This is a genomic window from Pseudomonas sp. R4-34-07 (genome assembly GCF_003852375.1).
Taxonomy (GTDB): Bacteria; Pseudomonadota; Gammaproteobacteria; order Pseudomonadales; family Pseudomonadaceae; genus Aquipseudomonas.
Genome location: NZ_CP027760.1, coordinates 412,001 through 434,951 on the forward strand (window position 1 = coordinate 412,001; position 22,951 = coordinate 434,951).

Annotated in this window: 18 protein-coding genes; 16 read left to right on the plus strand and 2 right to left on the minus strand. The window is 60.9% G+C overall.

What is annotated here, in order from left to right:
- The first annotated feature begins 76 nt into the window (after positions 1 to 76).
- Entirely contained in the window at positions 77 to 1,531 is a 1,455-nt protein-coding gene (thiI, locus tag C4J85_RS01740; RefSeq protein WP_124408853.1) for a tRNA uracil 4-sulfurtransferase ThiI, read from the plus strand.
- Positions 1,532 to 1,670: 139 nt separating this feature from the next.
- Complete coding sequence (typA, locus tag C4J85_RS01745) at positions 1,671 to 3,491, plus strand: translational GTPase TypA (protein ID WP_124365497.1); 1,821 nt, start codon at positions 1,671 to 1,673, stop codon at positions 3,489 to 3,491.
- A gap of 175 nt (positions 3,492 to 3,666) precedes the next feature.
- Here the strand turns inward: typA and C4J85_RS01755 are convergent, their stop codons facing one another.
- Positions 3,667 to 4,101 (minus strand): YkgJ family cysteine cluster protein, encoded by a 435-nt coding sequence (locus tag C4J85_RS01755; RefSeq protein WP_003237464.1) that lies wholly within the window; start codon positions 4,099 to 4,101, stop codon positions 3,667 to 3,669.
- A gap of 228 nt (positions 4,102 to 4,329) precedes the next feature.
- Between C4J85_RS01755 and C4J85_RS01760 the strand changes: the two genes are divergently transcribed.
- The 4 genes from C4J85_RS01760 to C4J85_RS01775 all read left to right on the plus strand — a co-directional run bounded on the left by C4J85_RS01760 (position 4,330) and on the right by C4J85_RS01775 (position 9,078).
- Positions 4,330 to 6,780, plus strand: a complete 2,451-nt coding sequence (locus C4J85_RS01760) for a glycogen/starch/alpha-glucan phosphorylase (RefSeq protein WP_124406056.1) — start codon at positions 4,330 to 4,332, stop codon at positions 6,778 to 6,780.
- 256 nt (positions 6,781 to 7,036) lie between these two features.
- A complete protein-coding gene (locus C4J85_RS01765) occupies positions 7,037 to 8,047 on the plus strand; it encodes a class 1 fructose-bisphosphatase (RefSeq protein WP_124360871.1) in 1,011 nt (336 codons plus the stop codon).
- Between the two features lie 176 nt (positions 8,048 to 8,223).
- Positions 8,224 to 8,478: a lipoprotein gene (locus C4J85_RS01770; RefSeq protein WP_033897714.1), complete on the plus strand. Its 255-nt coding sequence runs from the start codon at positions 8,224 to 8,226 to the stop codon at positions 8,476 to 8,478.
- Between the two features lie 30 nt (positions 8,479 to 8,508).
- Positions 8,509 to 9,078, plus strand: coding sequence for a lipocalin family protein (locus tag C4J85_RS01775; protein WP_124360872.1), 570 nt, complete (start codon positions 8,509 to 8,511; stop codon positions 9,076 to 9,078).
- A gap of 96 nt (positions 9,079 to 9,174) precedes the next feature.
- On the opposite strand, the gene C4J85_RS01780 is transcribed toward C4J85_RS01775, so the two are convergent.
- The gene (locus C4J85_RS01780; RefSeq protein WP_124408854.1) at positions 9,175 to 10,539 is read right to left on the minus strand and encodes a formimidoylglutamate deiminase; all 1,365 of its coding nucleotides are present in this window, start codon (positions 10,537 to 10,539) and stop codon (positions 9,175 to 9,177) included.
- A gap of 78 nt (positions 10,540 to 10,617) precedes the next feature.
- Between C4J85_RS01780 and hutC the strand changes: the two genes are divergently transcribed.
- From hutC to hutI, 10 genes are all read left to right on the plus strand, one after another.
- Positions 10,618 to 11,397, plus strand: a complete 780-nt coding sequence (gene hutC / locus C4J85_RS01785) for a histidine utilization repressor (protein ID WP_177412738.1) — start codon at positions 10,618 to 10,620, stop codon at positions 11,395 to 11,397.
- On the plus strand, positions 11,394 to 11,954 hold the full coding sequence (locus C4J85_RS01790) for a HutD family protein (protein WP_124365501.1): 561 nt from the start codon (positions 11,394 to 11,396) through the stop codon (positions 11,952 to 11,954). The genes hutC and C4J85_RS01790 overlap by 4 nt, the downstream gene beginning before the upstream one ends.
- 383 nt (positions 11,955 to 12,337) lie before the next feature.
- The gene (gene hutU, locus C4J85_RS01795; RefSeq protein WP_124406060.1) at positions 12,338 to 14,041 is read left to right on the plus strand and encodes a urocanate hydratase; all 1,704 of its coding nucleotides are present in this window, start codon (positions 12,338 to 12,340) and stop codon (positions 14,039 to 14,041) included.
- An 80-nt stretch (positions 14,042 to 14,121) separates the two neighbouring features.
- Entirely contained in the window at positions 14,122 to 15,582 is a 1,461-nt protein-coding gene (locus C4J85_RS01800) for a cytosine permease (RefSeq protein ID WP_124408855.1), read from the plus strand.
- Between the two features lie 68 nt (positions 15,583 to 15,650).
- A complete protein-coding gene (locus C4J85_RS01805; protein ID WP_124365504.1) occupies positions 15,651 to 16,616 on the plus strand; it encodes an ABC transporter substrate-binding protein in 966 nt (321 codons plus the stop codon).
- A gap of 71 nt (positions 16,617 to 16,687) precedes the next feature.
- Entirely contained in the window at positions 16,688 to 17,539 is an 852-nt protein-coding gene (locus C4J85_RS01810) for a proline/glycine betaine ABC transporter permease (RefSeq protein WP_124360879.1), read from the plus strand.
- Positions 17,536 to 18,360: a glycine betaine/L-proline ABC transporter ATP-binding protein gene (locus tag C4J85_RS01815; protein ID WP_124360880.1), complete on the plus strand. Its 825-nt coding sequence runs from the start codon at positions 17,536 to 17,538 to the stop codon at positions 18,358 to 18,360. The genes C4J85_RS01810 and C4J85_RS01815 overlap by 4 nt, the downstream gene beginning before the upstream one ends.
- Positions 18,361 to 18,492: 132 nt before the next feature.
- Positions 18,493 to 20,001, plus strand: coding sequence for a histidine ammonia-lyase (gene hutH / locus C4J85_RS01820; protein WP_124408856.1), 1,509 nt, complete (start codon positions 18,493 to 18,495; stop codon positions 19,999 to 20,001).
- Between the two features lie 39 nt (positions 20,002 to 20,040).
- Positions 20,041 to 21,573, plus strand: coding sequence for a histidine ammonia-lyase (hutH, locus tag C4J85_RS01825; RefSeq protein WP_124408857.1), 1,533 nt, complete (start codon positions 20,041 to 20,043; stop codon positions 21,571 to 21,573).
- A gap of 163 nt (positions 21,574 to 21,736) precedes the next feature.
- Positions 21,737 to 22,942, plus strand: coding sequence for an imidazolonepropionase (gene hutI, locus C4J85_RS01835; RefSeq protein ID WP_124369280.1), 1,206 nt, complete (start codon positions 21,737 to 21,739; stop codon positions 22,940 to 22,942).
- Positions 22,943 to 22,951 lie beyond the last annotated feature (9 nt).

Below are 22,951 nucleotides of genomic sequence, written 5' to 3' on the forward strand. Positions count from 1 at the left end.
AACTGGTTAAACCTTGAGCGATTTCCGCTATAATCCGCGCCCCCCTTTTTCAGCAGGCCCGGCGCGCGCTGTTTCCATGAAATTAATCGTTAAAGTCTTCCCCGAGATCACCATCAAGAGCCGACCGGTACGGACGCGTTTCATCCGTCAATTGGCCAAGAACATCCGTGCCGTGCTCCGTGACCTGGACCCGGCTGTGGTGGTGAATGGCGTGTGGGACAATCTCGAGCTGGAAACCCGCCTGACCGACGCCAAAGCCTTGAAGGACATGACCGAACGCCTGAGCTGCATGCCGGGTATCGCGCATTTCCTGCAGGTGGATGAGTACCCGCTGGGCGACTTCGACGACATTACCGAGAAGTGCAAGCAGCACTTCGGTGACGCGCTGGCCGGCAAGATTTTTTCGGTGCGCTGCAAGCGTGCCGGCAAGCATCCATTCAGCTCCATGGACGTAGAGAAATACGTCGGCAGCAAGCTGCGTCGCGAGTGCGGTGCCGCTGGAATTTCCCTGAAAGCACCGCAAATTGAAGTGCGCATGGAAATTCGCGACAAACGGTTGTTTGTGATCCACAGCCAGCACAACAGCATTGGCGGCTACCCGTTGGGCGCCCTGGAACAGACCCTGGTATTGATGTCCGGCGGTTTCGATTCCACCGTGGCGGCCTACCAGATCATGCGTCGCGGCCTGATGAGCCACTTCTGCTTCTTCAACCTGGGCGGGCGTGCACACGAATTGGGCGTGATGGAAGTTGCGCACTTTATCTGGAAGAAGTACGGCAGCTCCCAACGCGTGCTATTTGTGAGCGTACCGTTCGAGGAAGTGCTGGGCGAAATTCTCGGCAAAGTCGATAACGGTCATATGGGCGTCGTATTGAAGCGTATGATGTTGCGCGCGGCGTCGCGGATTGCCGATCGCTTGCAGATCGACGCGCTGGTGACCGGTGAAGCGATCTCCCAGGTCTCCAGCCAGACGCTGCCAAACCTGTCGATCATCGATTGCGTCACCGAGAAACTGGTGTTGCGCCCGCTGATCGCCAGCCACAAGCAGGACATCATCGATCAGGCAGAGCAGATCGGCACCGCCGATTTTGCCAAGCATATGCCTGAGTATTGCGGGGTCATCTCGGTGAACCCCAAGACCCACGCCAAGCGCAACCGCGTGGAGTATGAAGAACAACAGTTCGACATGGCGATTCTGGAGCGAGCGCTCGAGAACGCCAAACTGGTCCCGATCGATCGCGTCATCGACGAGCTGGGCCAGGATGTGCAGATCGAAGAAGTCAGCGAAGCCCTGGCCGGCCAGATCATCATCGACATCCGTCACCCGGATGCCGCCGAAGATGAGCCGCTGGAAATTCCTGGCATCGACGTACAAACGCTGCCGTTTTATGCATTGAACGCGCGTTTCAAGGCACTGGATGACAGCCGTCAGTACCTGCTGTATTGCGACAAAGGCGTGATGAGTCGCCTGCATGCCCACCATTTGCTCAGTGAGGGGCATGCCAATGTGCGCGTTTATCGACCGAGCTAAGAGCCCGGGGCTGTTTGCCTGTGGCCTGCGTCACCGGCCCCCCGACTCTGCCGTCAAGCTGTAACGGCAAGGCCTGACTCTACTGTAAATCGCTGCCACGACCTGTCAGCACACCGAATCCTCTGATCGAGATACACAAGTGATCGAAAATCTACGTAACATCGCCATCATTGCTCACGTTGACCATGGTAAAACCACCCTGGTAGACAAACTCTTGCGTCAATCCGGCACCCTGGAGCGCAACGAGCTCAACGACGAGCGCGTGATGGACTCCAACGACCAGGAAAAAGAGCGCGGTATTACCATCCTGGCAAAAAACACCGCAATCAACTGGAACGGCTACCACATCAACATCGTGGACACCCCGGGCCACGCCGACTTCGGCGGCGAAGTAGAACGCGTAATGTCGATGGTTGACTCCGTTCTGCTGCTGGTTGACGCTCAAGACGGCCCTATGCCGCAAACCCGTTTCGTGACCAAGAAGGCCTTTGAAGCCGGCCTGCGTCCGATCGTGTGCATCAACAAGGTTGACCGTCCAGGCGCGCGTCCTGACTGGGTTCTGGACCAGATCTTCGACCTGTTCGACAACCTGGGTGCCACCGAAGAGCAGCTTGATTTCCAAGTGATCTACGCCTCGGCCCTGAACGGTATTGCCGGTCTGGAACACACCGCCATGGCGGAAGACATGACCCCGCTGTACCAGGCCATCGTTGACCACGTTCCACCACCGAAGGTTGACCGTGAAGGCCCGTTCCAGATGCAAATCTCGGCACTGGACTACAACAGCTTCCTGGGTGTTATCGGCGTTGGCCGTATTGCCCGTGGCAGCGTCAAGCCGAACACCCCGGTTGTCGCGATCGGCGCCGATGGCAAGAAGCGTAACGGCCGTATCCTGAAGCTGATGGGCCACCACGGCCTGCACCGTATCGACGTCGAAGAAGCCTTCGCCGGCGACATCGTGTGCGTCAGCGGCATGGACTCGCTGTTCATCTCCGACACCCTGTGCCAGCCGGACACCGTCGAGGCGATGAAGCCTCTGACCGTTGACGAGCCAACCGTTTCGATGACCTTCCAGGTCAACGATTCGCCGTTCTGCGGTAAAGAAGGCAAGTTCGTGACCTCCCGTAACATCAAGGAGCGTCTGGACAAAGAGCTGCTGTACAACGTTGCTCTGCGCGTTGAAGAAGGCGATTCGGCTGACAAGTTCAAGGTCTCCGGCCGTGGTGAGCTGCACCTCTCGGTACTGATCGAAACCATGCGTCGCGAAGGCTTCGAAATGGGTGTTGGTCGTCCGGAAGTGATCATCCGTACCGTTGACGGCGTGAAGCAGGAACCGTTCGAAAACGTCACCATCGACACCCCGGAAGAATCCCAGGGCAAGGTGATGGAAGAGATGGGCCTGCGTAAGGGCGACCTGACCAACATGGTGCCGGATGGCAAAGGCCGTGTGCGTCTGGAATACAACATCCCTGCTCGCGGTCTGATCGGTTTCCGTAACCAGTTCCTGACCCTGACCAACGGTGCTGGCATCCTGACCTCGATCTTCGATCGCTACGACACCATGAAGTCCGGCGACATGTCCGGCCGTCAGAACGGTGTTCTGGTATCGGTAGAAACCGGCAAGGCGCTGACCTACTCCCTGGAAACCCTCCAGGCGCGTGGCAAGCTGTTCGTTGAACACGGTCAAGAGATCTACAACGGCCAGATCGTTGGTCTGAACAGCCGTGACAACGACATGGGCGTCAACCCAACCAAAGGCAAGAAGCTCGACAACATGCGTGCTTCGGGTAAAGACGAAACCATCGCTCTGGTTCCACCGGTGAAGTTCACCCTGGAACAGGCCCTGGAATTCATCCAGGACGACGAGCTGTGTGAAGTCACGCCTAAGTCGATCCGCCTGCGTAAGAAGATCCTGGACGAAGGCGAGCGCACCCGCGCTGCCAAGAAAGCCAAGAACTGAGTTAACTCAGGCTGAATAAAAACGCCCCCGGTCGAAAGGCCGGGGGCGTTTTTTTATGTCTGATCGTTCCCACGCTCTGCGTGGGAATGCCTCTGGGGACGCTCTGCGTCCCGCCTTTAAGAGCGGACGCGGAGCGTCCAGGGCTGCGTTCCCACGCGGAGCGTGGGAACGATCATCAAAACTTGTCGAGCGTCTTGAAATTAGTCTCGCGCACCACTTCCTTGGGCTTGTACGCGCAATACCCCGGCCGCGGCCCGATTTTCGGGTGGTTGCGGCAGGTATCCGGGCGCTTGTCATAAATAGTGCAAAAGCGCGTTTTACGATCCAGGTACAGGCAGTCGTTGTTGCTCATGCGCTGCAAGGTAAAAATCTCGGATTTGGAATTGAAGCGCTCGACGATGCCTTCCTTCTGCAAACGCTTGGCGATGTTCTTCGGCGGGTCGCCGCGCTCGAACTCATCGACGATGCCGATGCGGATCAGGTCCTTGATCTTCACTTCGACCGGCAGCGTGCAGCAGCTGGACACGCAGCCACCGCACATGTGGGCGGAATATTTCTGCCAGGTCTCGAGACGGTCGAGTTCCGCAGCGGCGATCAGTTGAGGCTTCATCAGGGTTCCAAAAGGTGGGGCTGTATCCGGGCGCGCGATCATACCGGGATTGGTGGTTTTTTGAACAACCTTTTCAGAGTTTCTGCGCGAACGGCGATCAGGCACGACCTCTGCATCAAATTCATGCAACGCGCAATGAGTTAAAAAACTGACGAACCAGAGCGTCCACCGTCTGTCAGACCGTCTAGGCTCTAGCAACTCCTTCTATCTCGCCCGAGGTCGCAATTGATGTCTCAGGAACCACTTGCACGAGAAGCAGAGGTAGCCGCATTTCGCGATGCTGTCTTGACCAAACTCACCTACGCGGTGGGCAAGGACCCGGATCACGCCTTCGACCACGACTGGTTCGAAGCCATTGCCCTGGCCGCCCGCGACCAGATGGTCGACCACTGGATGGACCATACGCGGCGCATATACCGCAAAGGCCAGAAACGGGTCTATTACCTTTCCCTGGAATTTCTTATCGGTCGCCTGCTCTATGACAGCCTGAGCAATCTCGGCGTGCTCGAGATCGCACGCGACGCGCTGTCCGAGCTGGGTGTGGACCTTGAGCGCATCCGCTTGCTGGAGCCCGACGCGGCGCTTGGCAACGGTGGCCTGGGGCGCTTGGCCGCCTGCTTTATGGAAAGCATGTCGACACTGGGCATTGCCGGCCACGGCTATGGCATTCGCTATGAACACGGCTTGTTCCGCCAGGCGATTGTCGATGGCTGGCAACAGGAACAGACCGAACGCTGGCTGGATTTCGGCAACCCGTGGGAGTTCGAGCGGGCCGAGGTGATTTACCCGATCGGCTTTGGCGGCAGCGTCGAAACCCTGCCGGACGCCTCCGGCAAGCTGATCCAGGTGTGGACGCCCAGCGAAACAGTACGTGCCGTTGCCTACGACACCCCGGTGGTCGGCTGGCGTGGTGCCAGCGTCAACACCCTGCGCCTGTGGCGAGCCCGTGCGGTGGAAGACCTGCACCTGGAGCGCTTCAACGCCGGTGACCACTTGGGCGCCGTGGCCGAGGTGGCCCGCGCCGAAAGCATTTCCCGGGTGCTCTACCCGGCCGACAGCACCGAAGCGGGGCAGGAACTGCGTCTGCGCCAGGAATACTTCTTCGTTTCCGCCTCGTTGCAAGACTTGCTGCGCCGCCACAAGAACATGCACGGCTCGGTGCTGAGCCTGGGCGAACACGCCGCTATCCAGCTCAACGATACCCACCCGTCCATCGCCGTGGCCGAGTTGATGCGCCAGTTGGTCGACCTGCACGACATTCCGTGGGAAGCGGCGTGGGACGTCACCGTCGAAACGCTTTCCTACACCAACCACACCTTGCTGCCCGAGGCATTGGAAACCTGGCCGGTCGGTTTGATGGAACGCATGCTGCCCCGGCATATGCAGATCATCTACCTGATCAACGCCCAGCACATCGACTCGCTGCGTGCCAAGGGCATTCACGACTTCGACGTGCTGCGCGCCGTGTCGTTGATTGAAGAAGACAACGGCCGTCGTGTGCGCATGGGCAACCTGGCGTTCCTCGGTTCCCACAGTGTCAACGGCGTGTCCGGTCTGCACACTCAGTTGATGCGCAGCACGGTGTTTTCCGAACTGCATAAGCTCTACCCGGAGCGCATCAACAACAAAACCAACGGCATCACCTTCCGCCGCTGGCTGTACCAGGCCAACCCCAAGCTCACCGATATGCTGGTGCAAGCCCTGGGCCCTGACATTCTCGACAACATGGAAACCCGCCTGGGCGAGCTGGAAACCTTCGCCGAGAAACAGACCTTCCGCAAAGCCTTCGCCGACCAACGCCTGCACAGCAAGCGAGCGCTGGCCGAGATCATCCATGAGCGCCTGGGTATTTCGGTGAACCCGGCGGCGATGTTCGACGTGCAGGTCAAACGGATCCACGAATACAAGCGCCAACTGCTCAACCTGCTGCACACCGTGGCGCTGTATCAGGCGATCCGGGCCGAGCCGGAGGTCGATTGGGTGCCGCGGGTGAAAATCTTCGCCGGCAAGGCGGCGGCGAGTTATCACCAGGCCAAGCTGATCATCAAGCTGACCAACGATATCGCGCGCACCGTCAACAATGACCCTACCGTACGCGGCCTGCTCAAGGTGGTGTTCCTGCCCAACTACAACGTCAGCCTGGCGGAAAGCATCATCCCGGCGGCGGACTTGTCTGAGCAGATTTCTACCGCCGGTTTCGAGGCCTCGGGCACCAGTAACATGAAGTTCGGCCTCAACGGCGCGCTGACCATCGGCACCATGGACGGCGCCAACGTGGAAATGCACGAGCGGGTGGGCGCCGAGCACATGTTCATCTTCGGCCTCAGTGCCCAGCAGGTCGAAGCTCGCAAGCACGCCGGTGAATTCAACGCCGGGCCGGAAATCGCTGCCTCCCATCGCTTGAGCGATGTGCTGCAGGCGATCCGTGGTGGTGTGTTTTCGCCGGATGATCCGGGCCGGTATGTGGGTTTGATCGACGGGCTGATCGACTACGACCGCTTCCTGGTGTGTGCCGACTTCGACTCCTACTGGGACGCCCAGACGCGGGTCGAGGCGCATTGGCATGACTCCAAGGCCTGGTGGCGCTCGGCGGTGCTGAATACGGCGCGGATGGGCTGGTTCTCCTCGGACCGGACGATCCGCGAATACGCCACCGAGATCTGGAAAGCCCTCGACTAAACACCGCAGTAGAAAATGTGGGAGGGGGCTTGCTCCCGATAGCGGTCTATCAGTTAACAGCTATGTCGACTGGCACACCGCTATCGGGAGCAAGCCCCTCCCACATGGGGTTCTGCATATATGCAGCGTTGTTGGAGATCGCCGTTGCGCCAACCCGTGAACTCTATTGGCGTTAAATCCTCTGATTAGAGGAAATCAGCCCCGACTCGCGTTAAACTGCGCGGGTTTTTAAGCCCCCCATTCTCCGGAGCCGTCCATGTCCCGCGTTACCTTGAGTCGCTATTTGATCGAGCAGACCCGCAGCAACAACACGCCTGCCGATCTGCGCTTCCTTATCGAAGTGGTGGCGCGTGCTTGCAAGGAGATCAGCCACGCCGTGTCCAAAGGCGCACTGGGTGGTGTCTTGGGCAGCATGGGCACTGAAAACGTGCAGGGCGAAGTGCAGAAAAAGCTCGACGTTATCTCCAACGAAATCCTGCTCGAAGCCAACGAATGGGGCGGTCACCTGGCCGGCATGGCCTCCGAGGAAATGGACAATGCCTACCAGATTCCGGGCAAATACCCCAAAGGCGCGTACCTGTTGGTATTCGACCCACTGGACGGTTCGTCCAACATCGACATCAACGCGCCGGTCGGCACCATCTTCTCGGTACTGCGTTGCCCGAACGAATACCTGAGCCAGAACGAAGCCCTGAACGAAAAGGCCTTCCTGCAGCCAGGCACCGAGCAGGTCGCCGCCGGTTACGCAATCTACGGCCCACAGACCATGCTGGTGCTGACCCTGGGCGATGGCGTCAAAGGCTTCACCCTGGACCGCGAAATGGGCAGCTTCGTACTCACCCACGAAGACATCTCCATTCCGGCTTCCACCCAGGAATTCGCGATCAACATGTCCAACCAGCGTCACTGGGAAGAACCGGTGAAGCGCTACGTCAACGAGTTGATGGAAGGCGAAGAAGGCCCGTTGAAGAAAAACTTCAACATGCGCTGGGTCGCGGCCATGGTTGCCGATGTGCACCGCATCCTGACCCGTGGTGGCCTGTTCATGTACCCACGTGACGGCCGCGAACCGTCCAAGCCGGGCAAACTGCGCCTGATGTACGAAGCCAACCCGATGTCGTTCCTGGTGGAGCAGGCGGGCGGGGCGTCCACTGACGGCCACCAGCGCATCCTCGACATCCAGCCCGAAGGCCTGCACCAGCGTGTGGCGGTGTTCCTGGGTTCCAAGGAAGAAGTTGAGCGTGTGACGGCGTATCACAAGAAGTAAGCTGCTGCGATAGGTTATCCGCCGTGTTGTGAGGCGGATCACCGTTAAAGAAGCCCCGAAACGTTTCAGCGTTTTCGGGGCTTTTTTGTTTTCGCTCGTCGGGAACCAGACACCTCTTTTCCCTTCTAAGCTTCTGGCAGATACCCCAGCTGCTTTGTCTCTCCAGGAGCTTTTCCATGTCTTTACGCCGTCTCGCCCTGCTGGCTTTTTGCGTGCTGTTAGCCGCCTGCAGCAAGGTCAATCAAGAAAACTACCAGAAACTGTCGGCCGGCATGGCCAAGGCCGAGGTAGAGTCGTTGCTGGGCAAGCCGACCGATTGTTCCGGCGCACTGGGCATGTCCAGCTGCACCTGGGGCGATAAAAACAGCTTTATCAGCGTGCAGTACGCCGGTGACAAAGTTCTGATGTTTTCCGGGCAAGGCCTGAAGTAAACCGGGGCGCGAGCCTGCGGGAGAAGAAGAATGATGCGTTTTGTTGTGTTCCTTTGCGCCAGCCTGTTTTTGGCGGGCTGCGCCAGCCATTCTGGCGATGATCTGCAACCCAAGACCGCGAGCAACGTCAACCTCAAGCGTTACCAGGGCACCTGGTATGAGTTGGCTCGCTTGCCGATGTACTTCCAGCGCAACTGCGCGCAGTCCGAAGCCCGCTACACCTTGTTGCCGGATGGCGACATGTCGGTGTTCAATCGCTGCCTGACGCCTGAGTGGAAATGGCAGGAAGCCAAGGGCACGGCCACGCCGCAAGTGCCGGGCAAGACCGACAAGCTCTGGGTAGAATTCGATAACTGGTTTACGTCGTTGTTGCCGGGCGTTGCCAAGGGCGATTACTGGGTGCTGTATGTCAGCGATGACTACAAGACCGCCATCGTCGGCAGCCCGAGCCGGCGTTACATGTGGATTTTGTCGCGTACGCCAACGGTAAGCGCCGATACACGTGAAGACCTCTTGAGCAGGGCACGACAGCAGGGGTATGACACCACGCGTTTGATCTGGCGCACGTCCGACAAGCAGATGGCGAAAACCTCGCAGTAAAAATGTGGGAGGGGGCTTGCCCCCGATAGCAGTGTGTCAATCAGCGCATCTGATACTGATACATCGCCATCGGGAGCAAGCCCCCTCCCACATTTTTTAACCGAGTAAGTTTCTCAAGACTTGAGTGAATGCCCGGCTGCTTTCTTCCTCGCCGGCATGATGCCCATCCCGCACCACCCACTGGCCGTTGACCAGCACATCCCGCACTTGTCGATCACCGCCAGCGAACAGCCAGCGATTCAGAATGCCGTCCCCTGTCGCTGTCACCAGGTAAGGGTCGTTGCCGTCCAGCACGATCCAATCGGCGCGCTTGCCCACCTCCAATCCACCAATCGGCTGGCCCAATGCCTGGGCGCCGCCGTCCAATGCGGCATCGAACAGCGTGCGCCCGACCATCGGCTGGTCATTGCGATACAAGCGATTGCGCCGTTGATCGCGCAGGCGCTGGCCGTATTCCAACCAACGCAATTCTTCCACCACGCTCAGTGACACATGGCTGTCGGACCCGATGCCCATGCGCCCGCCCTGGGCCAGAAAATCCACCGCCGGAAAAATCCCGTCGCCCAGGTTGGCTTCGGTGGTCAGGCACAAACCGGCAATCGCCCGGCTCCTGGCCATGCGCGCGACTTCGTCGGCATCGGCGTGAGTGGCGTGCACCAGGCACCAGCGCTCGTCGACGTCCACGTTGTCGTACAGCCACTGCAACGGGCGTTTGCCGCTCCAGGCCAGGCAGTCGTCGACTTCTTTTTGCTGTTCGGCAATGTGGATGTGCACCGGGCACACCTGATCACTGGCGGCCAGCACGTCCTTGATCTGCTCGGGCGTGACCGCACGCAGGGAGTGGAAACACAGGCCCAGTTGCTGCGTAGGTTGCGCGGCGAGCATCGGCTGCAAGCGCGACTGCAGATCCAGATAGTTGTCGGTGCTGTTGATAAACCGGCGCTGGCCGTCGTTGGGCGCCTGGCCACCGAACCCCGAATGCGTATAAAGCACCGGCACCAACGTCAAGCCGATGCCACTGCTGGCGGCGGCCTGGCTGATCTGACGCGACAGCTCAGTGCGGTCGGCATAGGGCTGGCCACTGACGTCGTGATGCACATAATGAAACTCTGCCACCGAGGTGTAGCCGGCCTTGAGCATCTCGATGTACAGCTGGCGGGCGATGACCTTCAACTGCTCCGGGTTGATCTTGCCGACCATGCGGTACATCAGGTCACGCCAGGTCCAGAAGCTGTCATTGGGGTTACCCGCCACTTCCGCCAACCCCGCCATGGCGCGCTGGAAAGCGTGGGAATGCAGGTTGGGCATGCCGGCCAATACCGGACCTCTTAGCCGTTCGGCGCCCACCGCGCTGGCATTGGCCTCAACCTGTGTCAGCACTCCATCGGCGCTGACTTCAAGACGTACATCATTGGCCCAGCCATCAGGCAGCAGCGCGCGTTCGGCAAAGAAAGCGGACATGATCAAGGCACCCCGGTCGTGTGTTTATTTGTATATACATATACAGACGTTTGCCTGCTCGGTAAACTCCGGCAATCTATGCATCTTTTCCCCCTGCAAGGATTCCCTGTGCCGACTCCGCCTGCCAAGTCTCCGCTGGCTGCCCACATGGACGAAAGTCCGGCGCCCTTGTATGCCCGCGTCAAACAGATGATCAGCCAGCAGATCCTCAACGGCAACTGGCCGCCCCATTACCGCGTGCCGTCGGAGAGCGAGCTGGTCAGCCAACTGGGCTTCAGCCGCATGACCATCAACCGCGCGTTGCGCGAGCTCACGGCCGAAGGTTTGCTGGTGCGCATGCAGGGCGTCGGTACGTTTGTCGCCGAGCCCAAGAGTCAGTCGGCGCTGTTTGAAGTGCACAACATTGCCGATGAGATCGCCTCCCGCGGCCATCGGCATACGTGCCAGGTCATCACCCTGGGCGAAGAAGCGGCCGGTTCGGAACGTGCCGTCGCGCTGGAAATGCGCGAAGGCGGGCGGGTGTTTCACTCGTTGATCGTGCATTTCGAAAACGACATTCCGGTGCAGATCGAAGACCGTTTCGTCAACGCCCTGGTTGCCCCGGAATACTTGCAACAGGATTTCACCCAGCAAACGCCCTACGCCTACCTCAACCAGGTCGCACCGCTGACGGAGGGCGAGCATGTGGTCGAAGCCATCCTCGCCGATGCTGCCGAGTGCAAGCTGTTGCAGATCGAGCCGAGCGAGCCCTGCCTGTTGATCCGCCGACGCACCTGGTCTGGTCGCCAGCCGGTCACCGCCGCGCGCCTGATTCACCCAGGTTCGCGGCACAGCCTTGAAGGACGCTTCAGCAAATGAGTTCAGTCAACGTCTGGCGCGCTGCCGACTACGTGCGCATGCCGTGGAAGAATGGCGGCGGCAGCACCGAAGAAATCACCCGTGACGCAGGCACCGGCCTCGATGGTTTCGGCTGGCGCCTGTCGATTGCAGACATCGCCGAGTCGGGTGGTTTTTCCACCTTCGCTGGCTACCAGCGCGTGATCACCGTGATCAAGGGCGCGGGCATGGTGTTGACCGTGGACGGTGAGGAGCAGCGCGGTTTGTTACCGCTGCAACCGTTCGCGTTCAAGGGTGACAGTCAGGTGGCGTGCCGCTTGATCACCGGGCCGATCCGCGATTTCAACCTGATCTACTCGCCCCAGCGTTATCACGCGCGGTTGCAGTGGGTGGATGGCGTACAGCGGTTTTTCAGCTCGGCGCACACTGTGCTGGTGTTCAGCGTGGCGGATGAAGTGAAGGTGCTGGACCATGTGCTGGGTCATCACGATTGCCTGCAAGTGGACGGTAACACCGGCTTGCTGGATATTTCGGTCAGTGGCCGCTGCTGCCTGATCGAACTGACCCAGCGCGGTTAAAAATGTGGGAGGGGGCTTGCTCCCGATAGCGGTGGATCAGTCAATATATCTTTGACTGACACACCGCTATCGGGAGCAAGCCCCCTCCCACATTTGTTTTGTGTTGCTCTTAGGATCTGTTTCCACAGCCCCGCACCAAATTGTTACTTAACGCCCCAGCACGGCGCAAAGCCACGTTGTCTTGACGAAACTCCCTCGCTGTAAGACTCCCTCGTAAGAAATTTCATCACGCCTCGAAGCCTTAATTTCCAAGGCTCCCACGCCCTTTCGGAAAAAATCCAAACCCTCGCTCTGAAAGTTGGCCGCTTGATTGCATATGCTTGTACATACAAGTAAAGATGTGTGCGTAAGACTCTGCTTCGCACCATCCATGTTCGCGCATCATGCCGAGGAGTCCAGCTGTGACCGATTTTTCGAAAGCAAGGCCTACAAAATACCGTGACGTCGAAATCCGCGCTGCCCGCGGTAACAAGCTCACCGCCAAAAGCTGGCTGACTGAAGCGCCGCTGCGCATGCTGATGAACAACCTCGACCCGCAAGTGGCCGAGAACCCCAAGGAGCTTGTGGTGTACGGCGGTATCGGGCGTGCCGCGCGCAACTGGGAGTGCTACGACCAGATTGTCGAGAGCCTTACGAATCTGAACGACGACGAAACCCTGCTGGTGCAATCCGGCAAGCCGGTCGGCGTGTTCAAGACCCACAGCAATGCCCCGCGCGTACTGATCGCCAACTCCAACCTGGTGCCGCACTGGGCCAGTTGGGAACACTTCAATGAACTGGATGCCAAGGGACTGGCCATGTACGGCCAGATGACTGCCGGCAGCTGGATCTACATCGGCAGCCAGGGCATCGTCCAGGGCACTTACGAAACCTTCGTCGAAGCCGGTCGCCAGCATTACGACAGCAACTTGAAAGGCCGTTGGGTCCTCACCGCCGGCCTCGGCGGCATGGGCGGTGCCCAACCTTTGGCTGCGACCCTGGCCGGTGCTTGCTCGCTGAACATCGAATGCCAGCAGGTCAGCATCGATTTCCGCTTGAACAGCCGCTATGTCGACGAGCAGGCCACCGACCTTGACGACGCCCTGGCGCGCATCGCCAAGTACACCCAGGAAGGCAAGGCGATCTCCATTGCCCTGCTAGGTAACGCCGCAGAGATCCTGCCGGAGCTGGTCAAGCGTGGCGTGCGCCCGGACATGGTCACCGACCAGACCAGCGCCCACGACCCGCTCAACGGCTACCTGCCGGCCGGCTGGACCTGGGACGAATACCGCGCCCGCGCCAAGACCGAGCCTGCCGCTGTGATCAAGGCCGCCAAACAGTCGATGGCGGTGCACGTCAGAGCCATGCTCGAGTTCCAGAAACAAGGCATTCCGACCTTCGACTACGGTAATAACATCCGTCAGATGGCCCAGGAAGAAGGCGTGGAAAACGCCTTCGATTTCCCAGGCTTCGTACCGGCCTACATTCGCCCGCTGTTCTGCCGGGGTATCGGCCCGTTCCGCTGGGCCGCGCTGTCGGGCGACCCGCAAGACATCTACAAGACCGACGCCAAAGTCAAAGAACTGATCCCCGACGACGCCCACCTGCACAACTGGTTGGACATGGCCCGCGAGCGCATCAGCTTCCAGGGCTTGCCGGCGCGTATCTGCTGGGTCGGCCTGGGCCAGCGCGCCAAGCTCGGCCTGGCGTTCAACGAGATGGTGCGCAGCGGCGAGTTGTCCGCGCCTGTCGTAATCGGTCGTGATCACCTCGACTCCGGCTCGGTGGCCAGCCCCAACCGTGAAACCGAATCCATGCAGGATGGCTCCGACGCTGTGTCCGACTGGCCGCTGCTCAACGCCTTGCTCAACACTGCGAGCGGCGCGACCTGGGTGTCTTTGCACCACGGCGGCGGCGTTGGCATGGGCTTTTCCCAGCACTCGGGCATGGTGATCGTGTGTGACGGCACCGACGAAGCGGCCGAGCGCATTGCGCGGGTGCTGCATAACGACCCGGCTACCGGGGTGATGCGGCACGCGGATGCGGGTTATCAGATTGCGATCGATTGCGCAAAGGAACAGGGCCTCAACCTGCCGATGATCAAGTAATAGGTGTGGGAGGGGTCAAGCCCCCTCCCACAGTTGATTGGCGTAGCACATAAAAACAATCCATCAGAGGTTGAACACCCATGGCTGCAAACGACACCACCCCGTTGATCGAAAGGCGTTCGATCGACTACATCCCGGAAGCGGAAAGACATGGTCGTCTATTGAGCCAGTTCACCCTGTGGCTGGGTGCTAACCTGCAGATCACGGCTATCGTCACCGGGGCCCTGGCCGTGGTGCTGGGCGGGGATGTGTTCTGGTCGTTGATCGGTCTGTTGATCGGCCAACTGCTGGGCGGCGGGGTGATGGCGTTGCATGCGGCGCAAGGGCCCAAGCTCGGCCTGCCGCAGATGATTTCCAGCCGGGTGCAGTTCGGCGTGTATGGCGCGGCCATCCCGATCGTGCTGGTGTGCCTGATGTACCTGGGCTTCACGGCTACCGGCACGGTGCTGTCCGGGCAGGCGCTGGGCCAGTTGTTCGGGGTCAGCGACAGCGTCGGCATCCTGATCTTCGCCAGTGTCATCGCGCTGGTTACGGTGCTCGGTTACCGGGTGATCCACTTCATCGGTCGCGTCGCCAGCGTCATTGGCGTGATCGCCTTCGTCTACCTGTTCAGCCGCTTGATGGGCCAGGCCGACATCGGCGCATTGCTGCAGATCCGCCATTTCAGCTGGAGCAGCTTCCTGCTCGCGGTTTCGCTGGCCGCGTCCTGGCAGATCGCGTTCGGGCCCTATGTGGCGGACTACTCACGTTACCTGCCGAGCAGCACCTCCTCGGTGAAAACCTTCCTGGCGGCTGGCGCAGGCTCGGTCATCGGCGCGCAGGTGGCGATGGTTCTCGGCGTCTTTACCGCCGCCATGGCCAACGGGCAATTTGCCGGGCACGAAGTGGCTTACATCGTTGGCCTGAGCGGCAGCGGTGCAGCGGCGGCGTTGCTGTACTTCAGTATCGCGTTCGGCAAGGTCACGATTTCCACGCTGAACTCCTACGGCAGTTTCATGTGTATCGCGACCATCATCAGCGGCTTCCAGGGCCACCTGCGGGTATCGCGCCTGCAGCGCCTGCTGTTCGTGCTGGCGATTGTCGGCACGGCCACCCTGATCGCGCTGCTCGGCCAGCATTCGTTCCTTGGGGCGTTCAAGTCGTTCATCCTGTTCCTGCTGGCGTTCTTCACGCCCTGGAGCGCGATCAACCTGGTGGATTACTACTGCATCACCCGCGAGCGTTATGACGTGCCGGCGCTGGCTGACCCCAAAGGTCGCTATGGGCGTTGGAACCCCTTGGGCATCAGCGTTTATGTATTCGGTGTGCTGGTGCAGCTGCCGTTCATTTCCACCAAGTTCTATACCGGCCCGCTGGTAGAAACCCTGGGTGGGGTGGATATCTCCTGGATCATCGGCCTGGTGTTGCCGGCAGCCCTGTATTACCTGTGCGCGAAAAAATGGCACGGCACGATGCCTGATCAACTGATCCTGCCGGTCGAGCAGGACAGCGTTGCACCCACGCAAACAAGCGGTATCGGTCGCGCTGCGGCGCAGGCCTGACGGGACGTGGACAAGGCAGGATGCCTTTTGACTGCCGTAATCCATTTCATGATTGGGAGCGTCACACAATGAAAATGCATAAGACCCTGCTGACCACGTTGTTTTCTGCGGGCTTGCTGGCAAGCGCCGGCGCCCAGGCGGCCGGCTGGTGCGAATCCGGCAAGCCGGTGAAGTTCGCCGGGCTGAACTGGGAAAGCGGCATGTTGCTCACCGACATCCTGCAAACCGTGCTGGAGAAAGGCTACGACTGCAAAACCGACAGCCTGCCGGGCAACTCCATCACCATGGAAAACGCCCTGAGCAGTAACGACATCCAGGTGTTTGCCGAAGAGTGGGTCGGCCGCAGCGAAGTCTGGAACAAGGCCGAGAAGGCCGGCAAAGTCGTTGGCGTCGGTGCGCCCGTGGTTGGCGCCATTGAAGGCTGGTACGTGCCGCGCTACGTGATCGAAGGCGACGCCAAGCGCAAGCTGGAAGCCAAGGCCCCGGACCTCAAGACCATTGCCGACCTGGCCAAGTACGCTGCGGTGTTCAAGGACCAGGAAGAGCCCTCCAAGGGACGCTTCTACAACTGCCCGGCCGGCTGGACCTGCGAGCTGGATAACAGTGAAATGCTCAAAAGCTACGGCCTGGAAAGCACCTACACCAACTTTCGCCCCGGCACTGGCCCGGCGCTGGATGCGGCGGTGCTGTCGAGCTACAAGCGCGGCGAGCCGATCCTGTTCTACTACTGGTCGCCGACGCCGCTGATGGGCCAGGTGGATCTGGTCAAGCTGGAAGAAAAACCGGGCGTGGATAAAAGCGTGAGCATCAAGGTCGGCCTGTCCAAGGCCTTCCACGAGCAAGCGCCGGAACTGGTGGCCGTGCTGGAAAAGGTCAACCTGCCCATCGACCTGCTGAACCAGAACCTGGGCCGCATGGCCAAAGAGCGGATCGAGTCGCCGAAACTGGCGAAAATTTTCCTCAAGGAACATCCTGAAGTCTGGCACGCCTGGGTGAGCGAAGACGCCGCCAAGAAAATCGACGCGGCCTTGTAGGTCAAGCGTGTCCGGCTACCCTGAGGGGCAGCCGGGCGCCTGGCCTCAACCCACTGGATCGAGAGCACGCTATGTTTCCTGAGAGTTTTACGTTTTCCATTGCCGACTGGGTCAACGGTTGGGTGGATTCGCTGGTCACCAACTACGGCGACGTGTTCCGGCACATTTCCGACACCCTGCTATGGGCCATCGTCAATCTGGAAAGCCTGCTGCGCGCAGCGCCTTGGTGGCTGATGCTGGCCATCGTCGGCGTCATCGCCTGGCACGCCACGCGCAAGGTGGTGACCACGGCCGTGATTGTCGGTTTGTTGTTCCTCGTCGGCGCGGTCGGCCTGTGGGACAAACTGATGCAGACCCTGGCGCTGATGATGGTCGCCACGGTGATCTCGGTGCTGATCGGCATCCCCTTGGGCATTCTTTCCGCGCGCAGCAATCGCTTGCGTTCGGTATTGATGCCGTTGCTCGACATCATGCAAACCATGCCCAGCTTCGTGTACCTGATCCCGGTGCTGATGCTGTTTGGCCTGGGCAAGGTGCCGGCGATTTTCGCCACGGTCATATACGCCGCGCCGCCGCTGATCCGCCTCACAGACCTGGGTATCCGCCAGGTCGACGGCGAGGTCATGGAGGCTATCAACGCCTTTGGCGCCAACCGCTGGCAGCAGCTGTTCGGCGTGCAACTGCCGCTGGCGCTGCCGAGCATCATGGCGGGCATCAACCAGACCACCATGATGGCGTTGTCGATGGTGGTGATCGCCTCGATGATCGGCGCCCGTGGCTTGGGTGAAGACGTACTCGTCGGCATCCAGACCCTCAACGTCGGCCGAGGCCTCGAAGCCGGGCTGGCGATCGTGATTCTCGCCGTGGTCATCGACCGCATTACCCAGGCCTATGGTCGTCCACGGCATGAGGCGAGCAAATGACTACTGTCAGCAAAATCGAAGTCAAGAACGTCTTCAAGATCTTCGGCAACCGCTCCAAAGAAGCGCTGGCGCTGATTGGCCAGGGCAAGACCAAGGATCAGGTGCTGGCCGAGACCGGTTGCGTGGTGGGTGTGAACGACCTGTCCCTGAGCATCGGCACCGGTGAGATCTTTGTGATTATGGGCCTGTCGGGCTCCGGCAAATCCACCCTGGTGCGTCACTTCAATCGCCTGATCGACCCCACCAGCGGCGCGATCCTGGTCGACGGTGAAGACATTCTGCAACTGGACATGGAGGCCTTGCGCCAATTCCGTCGCCACAAGATCAGCATGGTGTTCCAGAGCTTCGGCTTGTTGCCCCACAAGAGCGTGCTCGACAATGTTGCCTATGGCTTGAAAGTGCGCGGCGAAACCAAGCAGGTGTGTGCCGAACGCGCCCTGCACTGGATCGAAACCGTGGGCCTCAAGGGCTATGAAAACAAATACCCGCACCAGCTCTCTGGCGGCATGCGTCAACGTGTCGGCCTGGCCCGCGCCCTGGCGGCTGACACCGACATCATCCTGATGGACGAGGCCTTCAGCGCCCTCGACCCGCTGATCCGCGCCGAGATGCAGGACCAGTTGCTCGAGCTGCAAAAGACCCTGCACAAGACCATCGTATTTATCACCCACGACCTCGACGAAGCGGTGCGCATCGGCAACCGCATTGCGATCCTCAAGGATGGCAAGCTGATTCAGGTCGGCACGCCCAGGGAGATCCTGCATTCGCCGGCGGATGAGTATGTGGACCGGTTCGTTCAGCGGCGGGCGGCGGTGGTCTGACTGATCATTCCCACGCTCCGCGTGGGAATGCATCCCGTGACGCTCTGCGTCACTCCCTGACAGCGGGACGCGGAGCGTCCCAGGCGGCATTCCCACGCAGAGCGTGGGAACGATCAACTTAAGAGGCTGAAAATGTCCCAGGCAACAAAAATCACCCTCGCCGACGCCCCAATGCGCTGGCAGGACGTCGTCGCCGTCGCCCGCCACGGCGCCGTGCTCGAACTCTCGGGCCACGCCTGGGCGCGTATCGACAATGCCCAGGCCATCGTGCAGCGCATCGTCGCCAGCGGCGAACGCGCCTATGGGGTGAACACCGGCCTGGGCGCGCTGTGCAATGTTTCGCTTGAGGGCGAGCAACTGAGCCAGCTGTCGCGCAACACCTTGCTCAGCCACGCCTGTGGTGTCGGTCCGGTACTGAGCGATGAGCAGACCCGCGCGATCATCTGCGCCGCCATCATCAACTACAGCCAGGGCAAGTCCGGCCTGCACCCGCAGGTGGTGCATGCGCTGCTGGCGCTGCTCAACCACGGCATCACGCCGCAGGTGCCGTCCCAGGGTTCGGTCGGTTACCTGACCCACATGGCCCATGTCGGCGTGGCGCTGCTCGGGGTCGGCAACGTCAGCTATCGCGGCCAGGTGGTGACCGCGCAAGCAGCGCTGGCAGCCGAAGGTTTGCAGCCGGTGGTGCTCGGCGCCAAGGATGGGTTGTGCCTGGTCAACGGTACGCCGTGCATGACCGGCCTGAGCTGCCTGGCCCTGGCCGATGCGCATCACTTGCTGGAATGGGCCGACGTGATCGGCGCCATGAGCTTCGAAGCCCAGCGCGGCCAGATCGACGCGTTCGACGAAGCAATCATCGCCCTCAAGCCGCACCCGGGCATGCAGTACGTCGGCCGCCATCTGCGCGCCTTGCTCGACGGCAGTGAAGTGATCGCCAGCAGCCGGGGCATTCGTACCCAGGACGCCTTGAGCCTGCGCTCGATCCCGCAAATCCACGGCGCGGCGCGCGATCAAGTGGAGCACGCGACCCGCCAGATCGAGACCGAACTCAACAGCGCCACGGATAACCCGCTGCTGCTCGGTACGCCGGACAACTACCGCGTGGTGTCCCAGGCCAACCCCCACGGGCAGTCCGTGGCGCTGGCCGCCGACATGCTCGCCATCGCCATGGCCGAAATCGGCTCGGTGGCCGAACGCCGCCTGGACCGCCTGATCAACCCGCACGTCAGCGGCCTGCCGGCATTCCTGGTGAGCAAACCGGGGGTCAACTCCGGAATGATGATCGTGCAGTACGTCGCCGCTTCCTTGTGCGGGCAAAACCGCCAGTTGGCGCAACCGGCGGTGCTCGACAACTTTGTCACCTCGGGCCTGCAGGAAGACCACTTGAGCATGGGCACCAACGCCGCGCTCAAGCTGCATCAGCTACTGGCCAACGTTACCCAGATTCTGGCCATCGAATACCTGCTGGCGGCCCAGGCGTTCGAGTTCCTCAAGGACCAGCGCTTCGGCGCCGGCACCGACCGCGCCTGGCGCTTGCTGCGCGAAGTCGTACCGGCCTACGAAGAGGACCGCTGGCTGGCGCCGGACATCGCGGCGGCCGCCCACCTGCTCAAACACACTGCATTACCGAATGTGCACTGAACACCTATTCAAGAAGAACAATTCACAAGGAGAACGAATGTGACTGCGCTAAACCTGATTCCAGGCCAACTGAGCCTCGCCCAACTGCGGGCCATCTACCAGCAGCCGGTAACCCTCAGCCTGGATGACAGCGCCACGGCGCAGATCGACGCCAGTGTGGCCTGTGTGGAGCAGATTCTCGCCGAGAACCGCACCGCCTATGGCATCAACACCGGTTTCGGCCTGCTGGCCTCGACCCGCATCGCCAGCGAAGACCTGGAAAACCTCCAGCGTTCCCTGGTGCTGTCCCATGCCGCCGGCGTGGGTGAGCCGATCAGCGATGCGCTGGTGCGGCTGGTCATGGTGCTCAAGGTCAACAGCCTGAGCCGTGGGTTTTCCGGGATTCGTCGACAGGTGATCGACGCGCTGATCGCACTGATCAACGCCGAGGTTTACCCGCATATTCCGCTCAAGGGCTCGGTCGGTGCATCCGGTGACCTGGCGCCGCTGGCCCATATGTCCCTGGTGCTGCTCGGCGAAGGCAAGGCGCGTTACCAGGGCGAGTGGCTTTCGGCCACCGAGGCATTGAAAATCGCCGGCCTCACGCCGCTGACCCTCGCCGCCAAAGAAGGCCTGGCCCTGCTCAATGGTACCCAGGTGTCCACCGCCTACGCCTTGCGCGGCCTGTTCGAGGGCGAAGACCTGTTCGCCGGCGCGCTGGTCTGTGGCGGCCTGACCGTGGAAGCGGTGCTCGGCTCGCGCTCACCCTTCGACGCGCGCATTCATGCCGCGCGCGGCCAACGTGGGCAGATCGATTCGGCGGCGGCCTATCGTGACCTGCTCGGCGAAAGCAGCCAGGTGTCCCAGTCGCACCAGAACTGCGACAAGGTGCAAGACCCGTATTCCCTGCGTTGCCAGCCACAAGTGATGGGCGCCTGCCTGACCCAGTTCCGCCAGGCTGCCGACGTGTTGGTCGTTGAAGCCAACGCCGTGTCGGATAACCCGCTGGTGTTTGCCGCAGAAGGCGATGTGATTTCCGGCGGTAACTTTCACGCCGAGCCGGTGGCCATGGCCGCTGACAATATGGCCCTGGCCATCGCCGAAATCGGCTCCCTCAGTGAGCGCCGTACCTCGTTGATGATGGACAAGCACATGTCGCAATTGCCGCCGTTCCTGGTGGGCAATGGCGGGGTCAACTCCGGTTTCATGATCGCCCAGGTCACGGCTGCGGCCCTCGCCAGCGAAAACAAGGCGCTGGCCCATCCCCATAGCGTCGACAGCCTGCCGACGTCGGCCAACCAGGAAGACCACGTGTCCATGGCCCCGGCTGCGGGCAAGCGCCTGTGGGAAATGGCCGAAAACACCCGTGGCATTCTGGCTGTCGAGTGGCTGGCCGCCTGCCAGGGCCTGGATCTGCGCGACGGCTTGAAAACCTCGCCAGCACTGGAAAAAGCCCGTGGCCTGTTGCGTGACAAAGTGGCGTTCTATGACAAGGACCGTTTCTTCGCCCCGGACATCACCGCCGCCAGCGAACTGCTTGCCAGCCGCTGCCTGAATGAACTGGTGCCGGCCAAGTTGCTGCCGAGCCTGTAACCCACCGATCGTTCCCGCGCTCTGCGTGGGAATGCCGCCCTGGACGCTCTGCGTCCGCTTTTAGAGTGGTGACGCGAAGCGTCACAGGATGCATTCCCACGCAGAGCGTGGGAACGATCTTCTCCTCATAAGAATGTCTCATCGATAACTGAGGGAGGCGTTGATGAAAACCCTTTGGCAACACTGCCACATCGCGACCATGGCTCATGGCAAATACTCGATCATCGAGGACGCCGCCATGGTCACCGCACATTCGCTCATCGAGTGGATCGGCCCGCGCAGCCAAGTGCCGACGGCGGATTACGCCCAGGTCCATGACCTGCAAGGCGCGTGGGTCACCCCCGGGCTGATCGACTGCCACACCCACACGGTGTTTGGCGGTAACCGCAGCGGCGAATTCGAGCAACGCCTCGAAGGTGTCAGCTATGCGGACATCGCGGCCAAGGGCGGCGGTATCGCCAGCACCGTGCGCGCTACTCGTGCGGCGACGGAAGATGAGTTATTCGTCAGCGCGGAAAAACGCCTGCGCAGTCTGTTGCGCGACGGTGTGACCACGGTGGAGATCAAGTCCGGTTACGGCCTGGACCTGGCCAACGAACGCAAGATGCTGCGTGTGGCGCGACGCCTTGGGCAAGCGCTGCCGGTGAGCGTGCGCGCCACCTGCCTGGCGGCCCACGCGTTGCCGCCGGAATACAAAGACCGCGCCGATGACTACATCGAGCACATCTGCAACGACATGCTGCCGGCCCTGGCGGCCGAAGGGCTGGTGGACGCGGTAGATGCCTTCTGTGAATACCTGGCGTTTTCCACCGAGCAGGTGGAACGTGTGTTCAAAGTGGCCCAGCAACTCGGCCTGCCGGTGAAATTGCACGCCGAGCAATTGTCTTCCCTGCACGGCTCCAGCCTGGCAGCGCGCTATCAGGCGTTGTCGGCGGATCACCTGGAATTCATGACCGAAGAGGATGCCATCGCCATGGCTGCTGCCGGCACGGTCGCCGTGTTGTTGCCGGGCGCGTTCTACTTCCTGCGTGAAACCCAGTTGCCGCCCATGGAGGCTTTGCGCAAGCACGGCGTGAAGATTGCCATTGCCAGCGACCTCAACCCCGGCACCTCACCGGCACTGTCGGTGCGCCTGATGCTGAACATGGCCTGCACCCTGTTCCGCATGACCCCGGAAGAAGCCCTGGCCGGCGCCACACAGCATGCGGCCACCGCGCTGGGCATGGGCGATACCCATGGTTCCCTGGAAGTGGGCAAGGTCGCGGATTTTGTCGCCTGGCAGATCGATCGCCCCGCCGACCTGGCCTATTGGCTGGGTGGCGAATTGGATAAACGCGTCGTACGCCATGGCGTCGACGTCACTGTGTAAGGAGTCGCG

Excerpts from the sequence above, each read along its gene's own strand:
- thiI (WP_124408853.1), top strand. The coding sequence starts at position 77 with ATGAAATTAATCGTTAAAGTCTTCCCCGAGATCACCATCAAGAGCCGA.
- C4J85_RS01755 (WP_003237464.1), bottom strand. The coding sequence starts at position 4,101 with ATGAAGCCTCAACTGATCGCCGCTGCGGAACTCGACCGTCTCGAGACC.
- C4J85_RS01760 (WP_124406056.1), top strand. The coding sequence starts at position 4,330 with ATGTCTCAGGAACCACTTGCACGAGAAGCAGAGGTAGCCGCATTTCGC.
- C4J85_RS01765 (WP_124360871.1), top strand. The coding sequence starts at position 7,037 with ATGTCCCGCGTTACCTTGAGTCGCTATTTGATCGAGCAGACCCGCAGC.
- C4J85_RS01770 (WP_033897714.1), top strand. The coding sequence starts at position 8,224 with ATGTCTTTACGCCGTCTCGCCCTGCTGGCTTTTTGCGTGCTGTTAGCC.
- C4J85_RS01775 (WP_124360872.1), top strand. The coding sequence starts at position 8,509 with ATGATGCGTTTTGTTGTGTTCCTTTGCGCCAGCCTGTTTTTGGCGGGC.
- C4J85_RS01780 (WP_124408854.1), bottom strand. The coding sequence starts at position 10,539 with ATGTCCGCTTTCTTTGCCGAACGCGCGCTGCTGCCTGATGGCTGGGCC.
- hutC (WP_177412738.1), top strand. The coding sequence starts at position 10,618 with ATGCATCTTTTCCCCCTGCAAGGATTCCCTGTGCCGACTCCGCCTGCC.
- C4J85_RS01790 (WP_124365501.1), top strand. The coding sequence starts at position 11,394 with ATGAGTTCAGTCAACGTCTGGCGCGCTGCCGACTACGTGCGCATGCCG.
- hutU (WP_124406060.1), top strand. The coding sequence starts at position 12,338 with ATGCCGAGGAGTCCAGCTGTGACCGATTTTTCGAAAGCAAGGCCTACA.
- C4J85_RS01800 (WP_124408855.1), top strand. The coding sequence starts at position 14,122 with ATGGCTGCAAACGACACCACCCCGTTGATCGAAAGGCGTTCGATCGAC.
- C4J85_RS01805 (WP_124365504.1), top strand. The coding sequence starts at position 15,651 with ATGAAAATGCATAAGACCCTGCTGACCACGTTGTTTTCTGCGGGCTTG.
- C4J85_RS01810 (WP_124360879.1), top strand. The coding sequence starts at position 16,688 with ATGTTTCCTGAGAGTTTTACGTTTTCCATTGCCGACTGGGTCAACGGT.
- C4J85_RS01815 (WP_124360880.1), top strand. The coding sequence starts at position 17,536 with ATGACTACTGTCAGCAAAATCGAAGTCAAGAACGTCTTCAAGATCTTC.
- hutH (WP_124408856.1), top strand. The coding sequence starts at position 18,493 with ATGTCCCAGGCAACAAAAATCACCCTCGCCGACGCCCCAATGCGCTGG.
- hutI (WP_124369280.1), top strand. The coding sequence starts at position 21,737 with ATGAAAACCCTTTGGCAACACTGCCACATCGCGACCATGGCTCATGGC.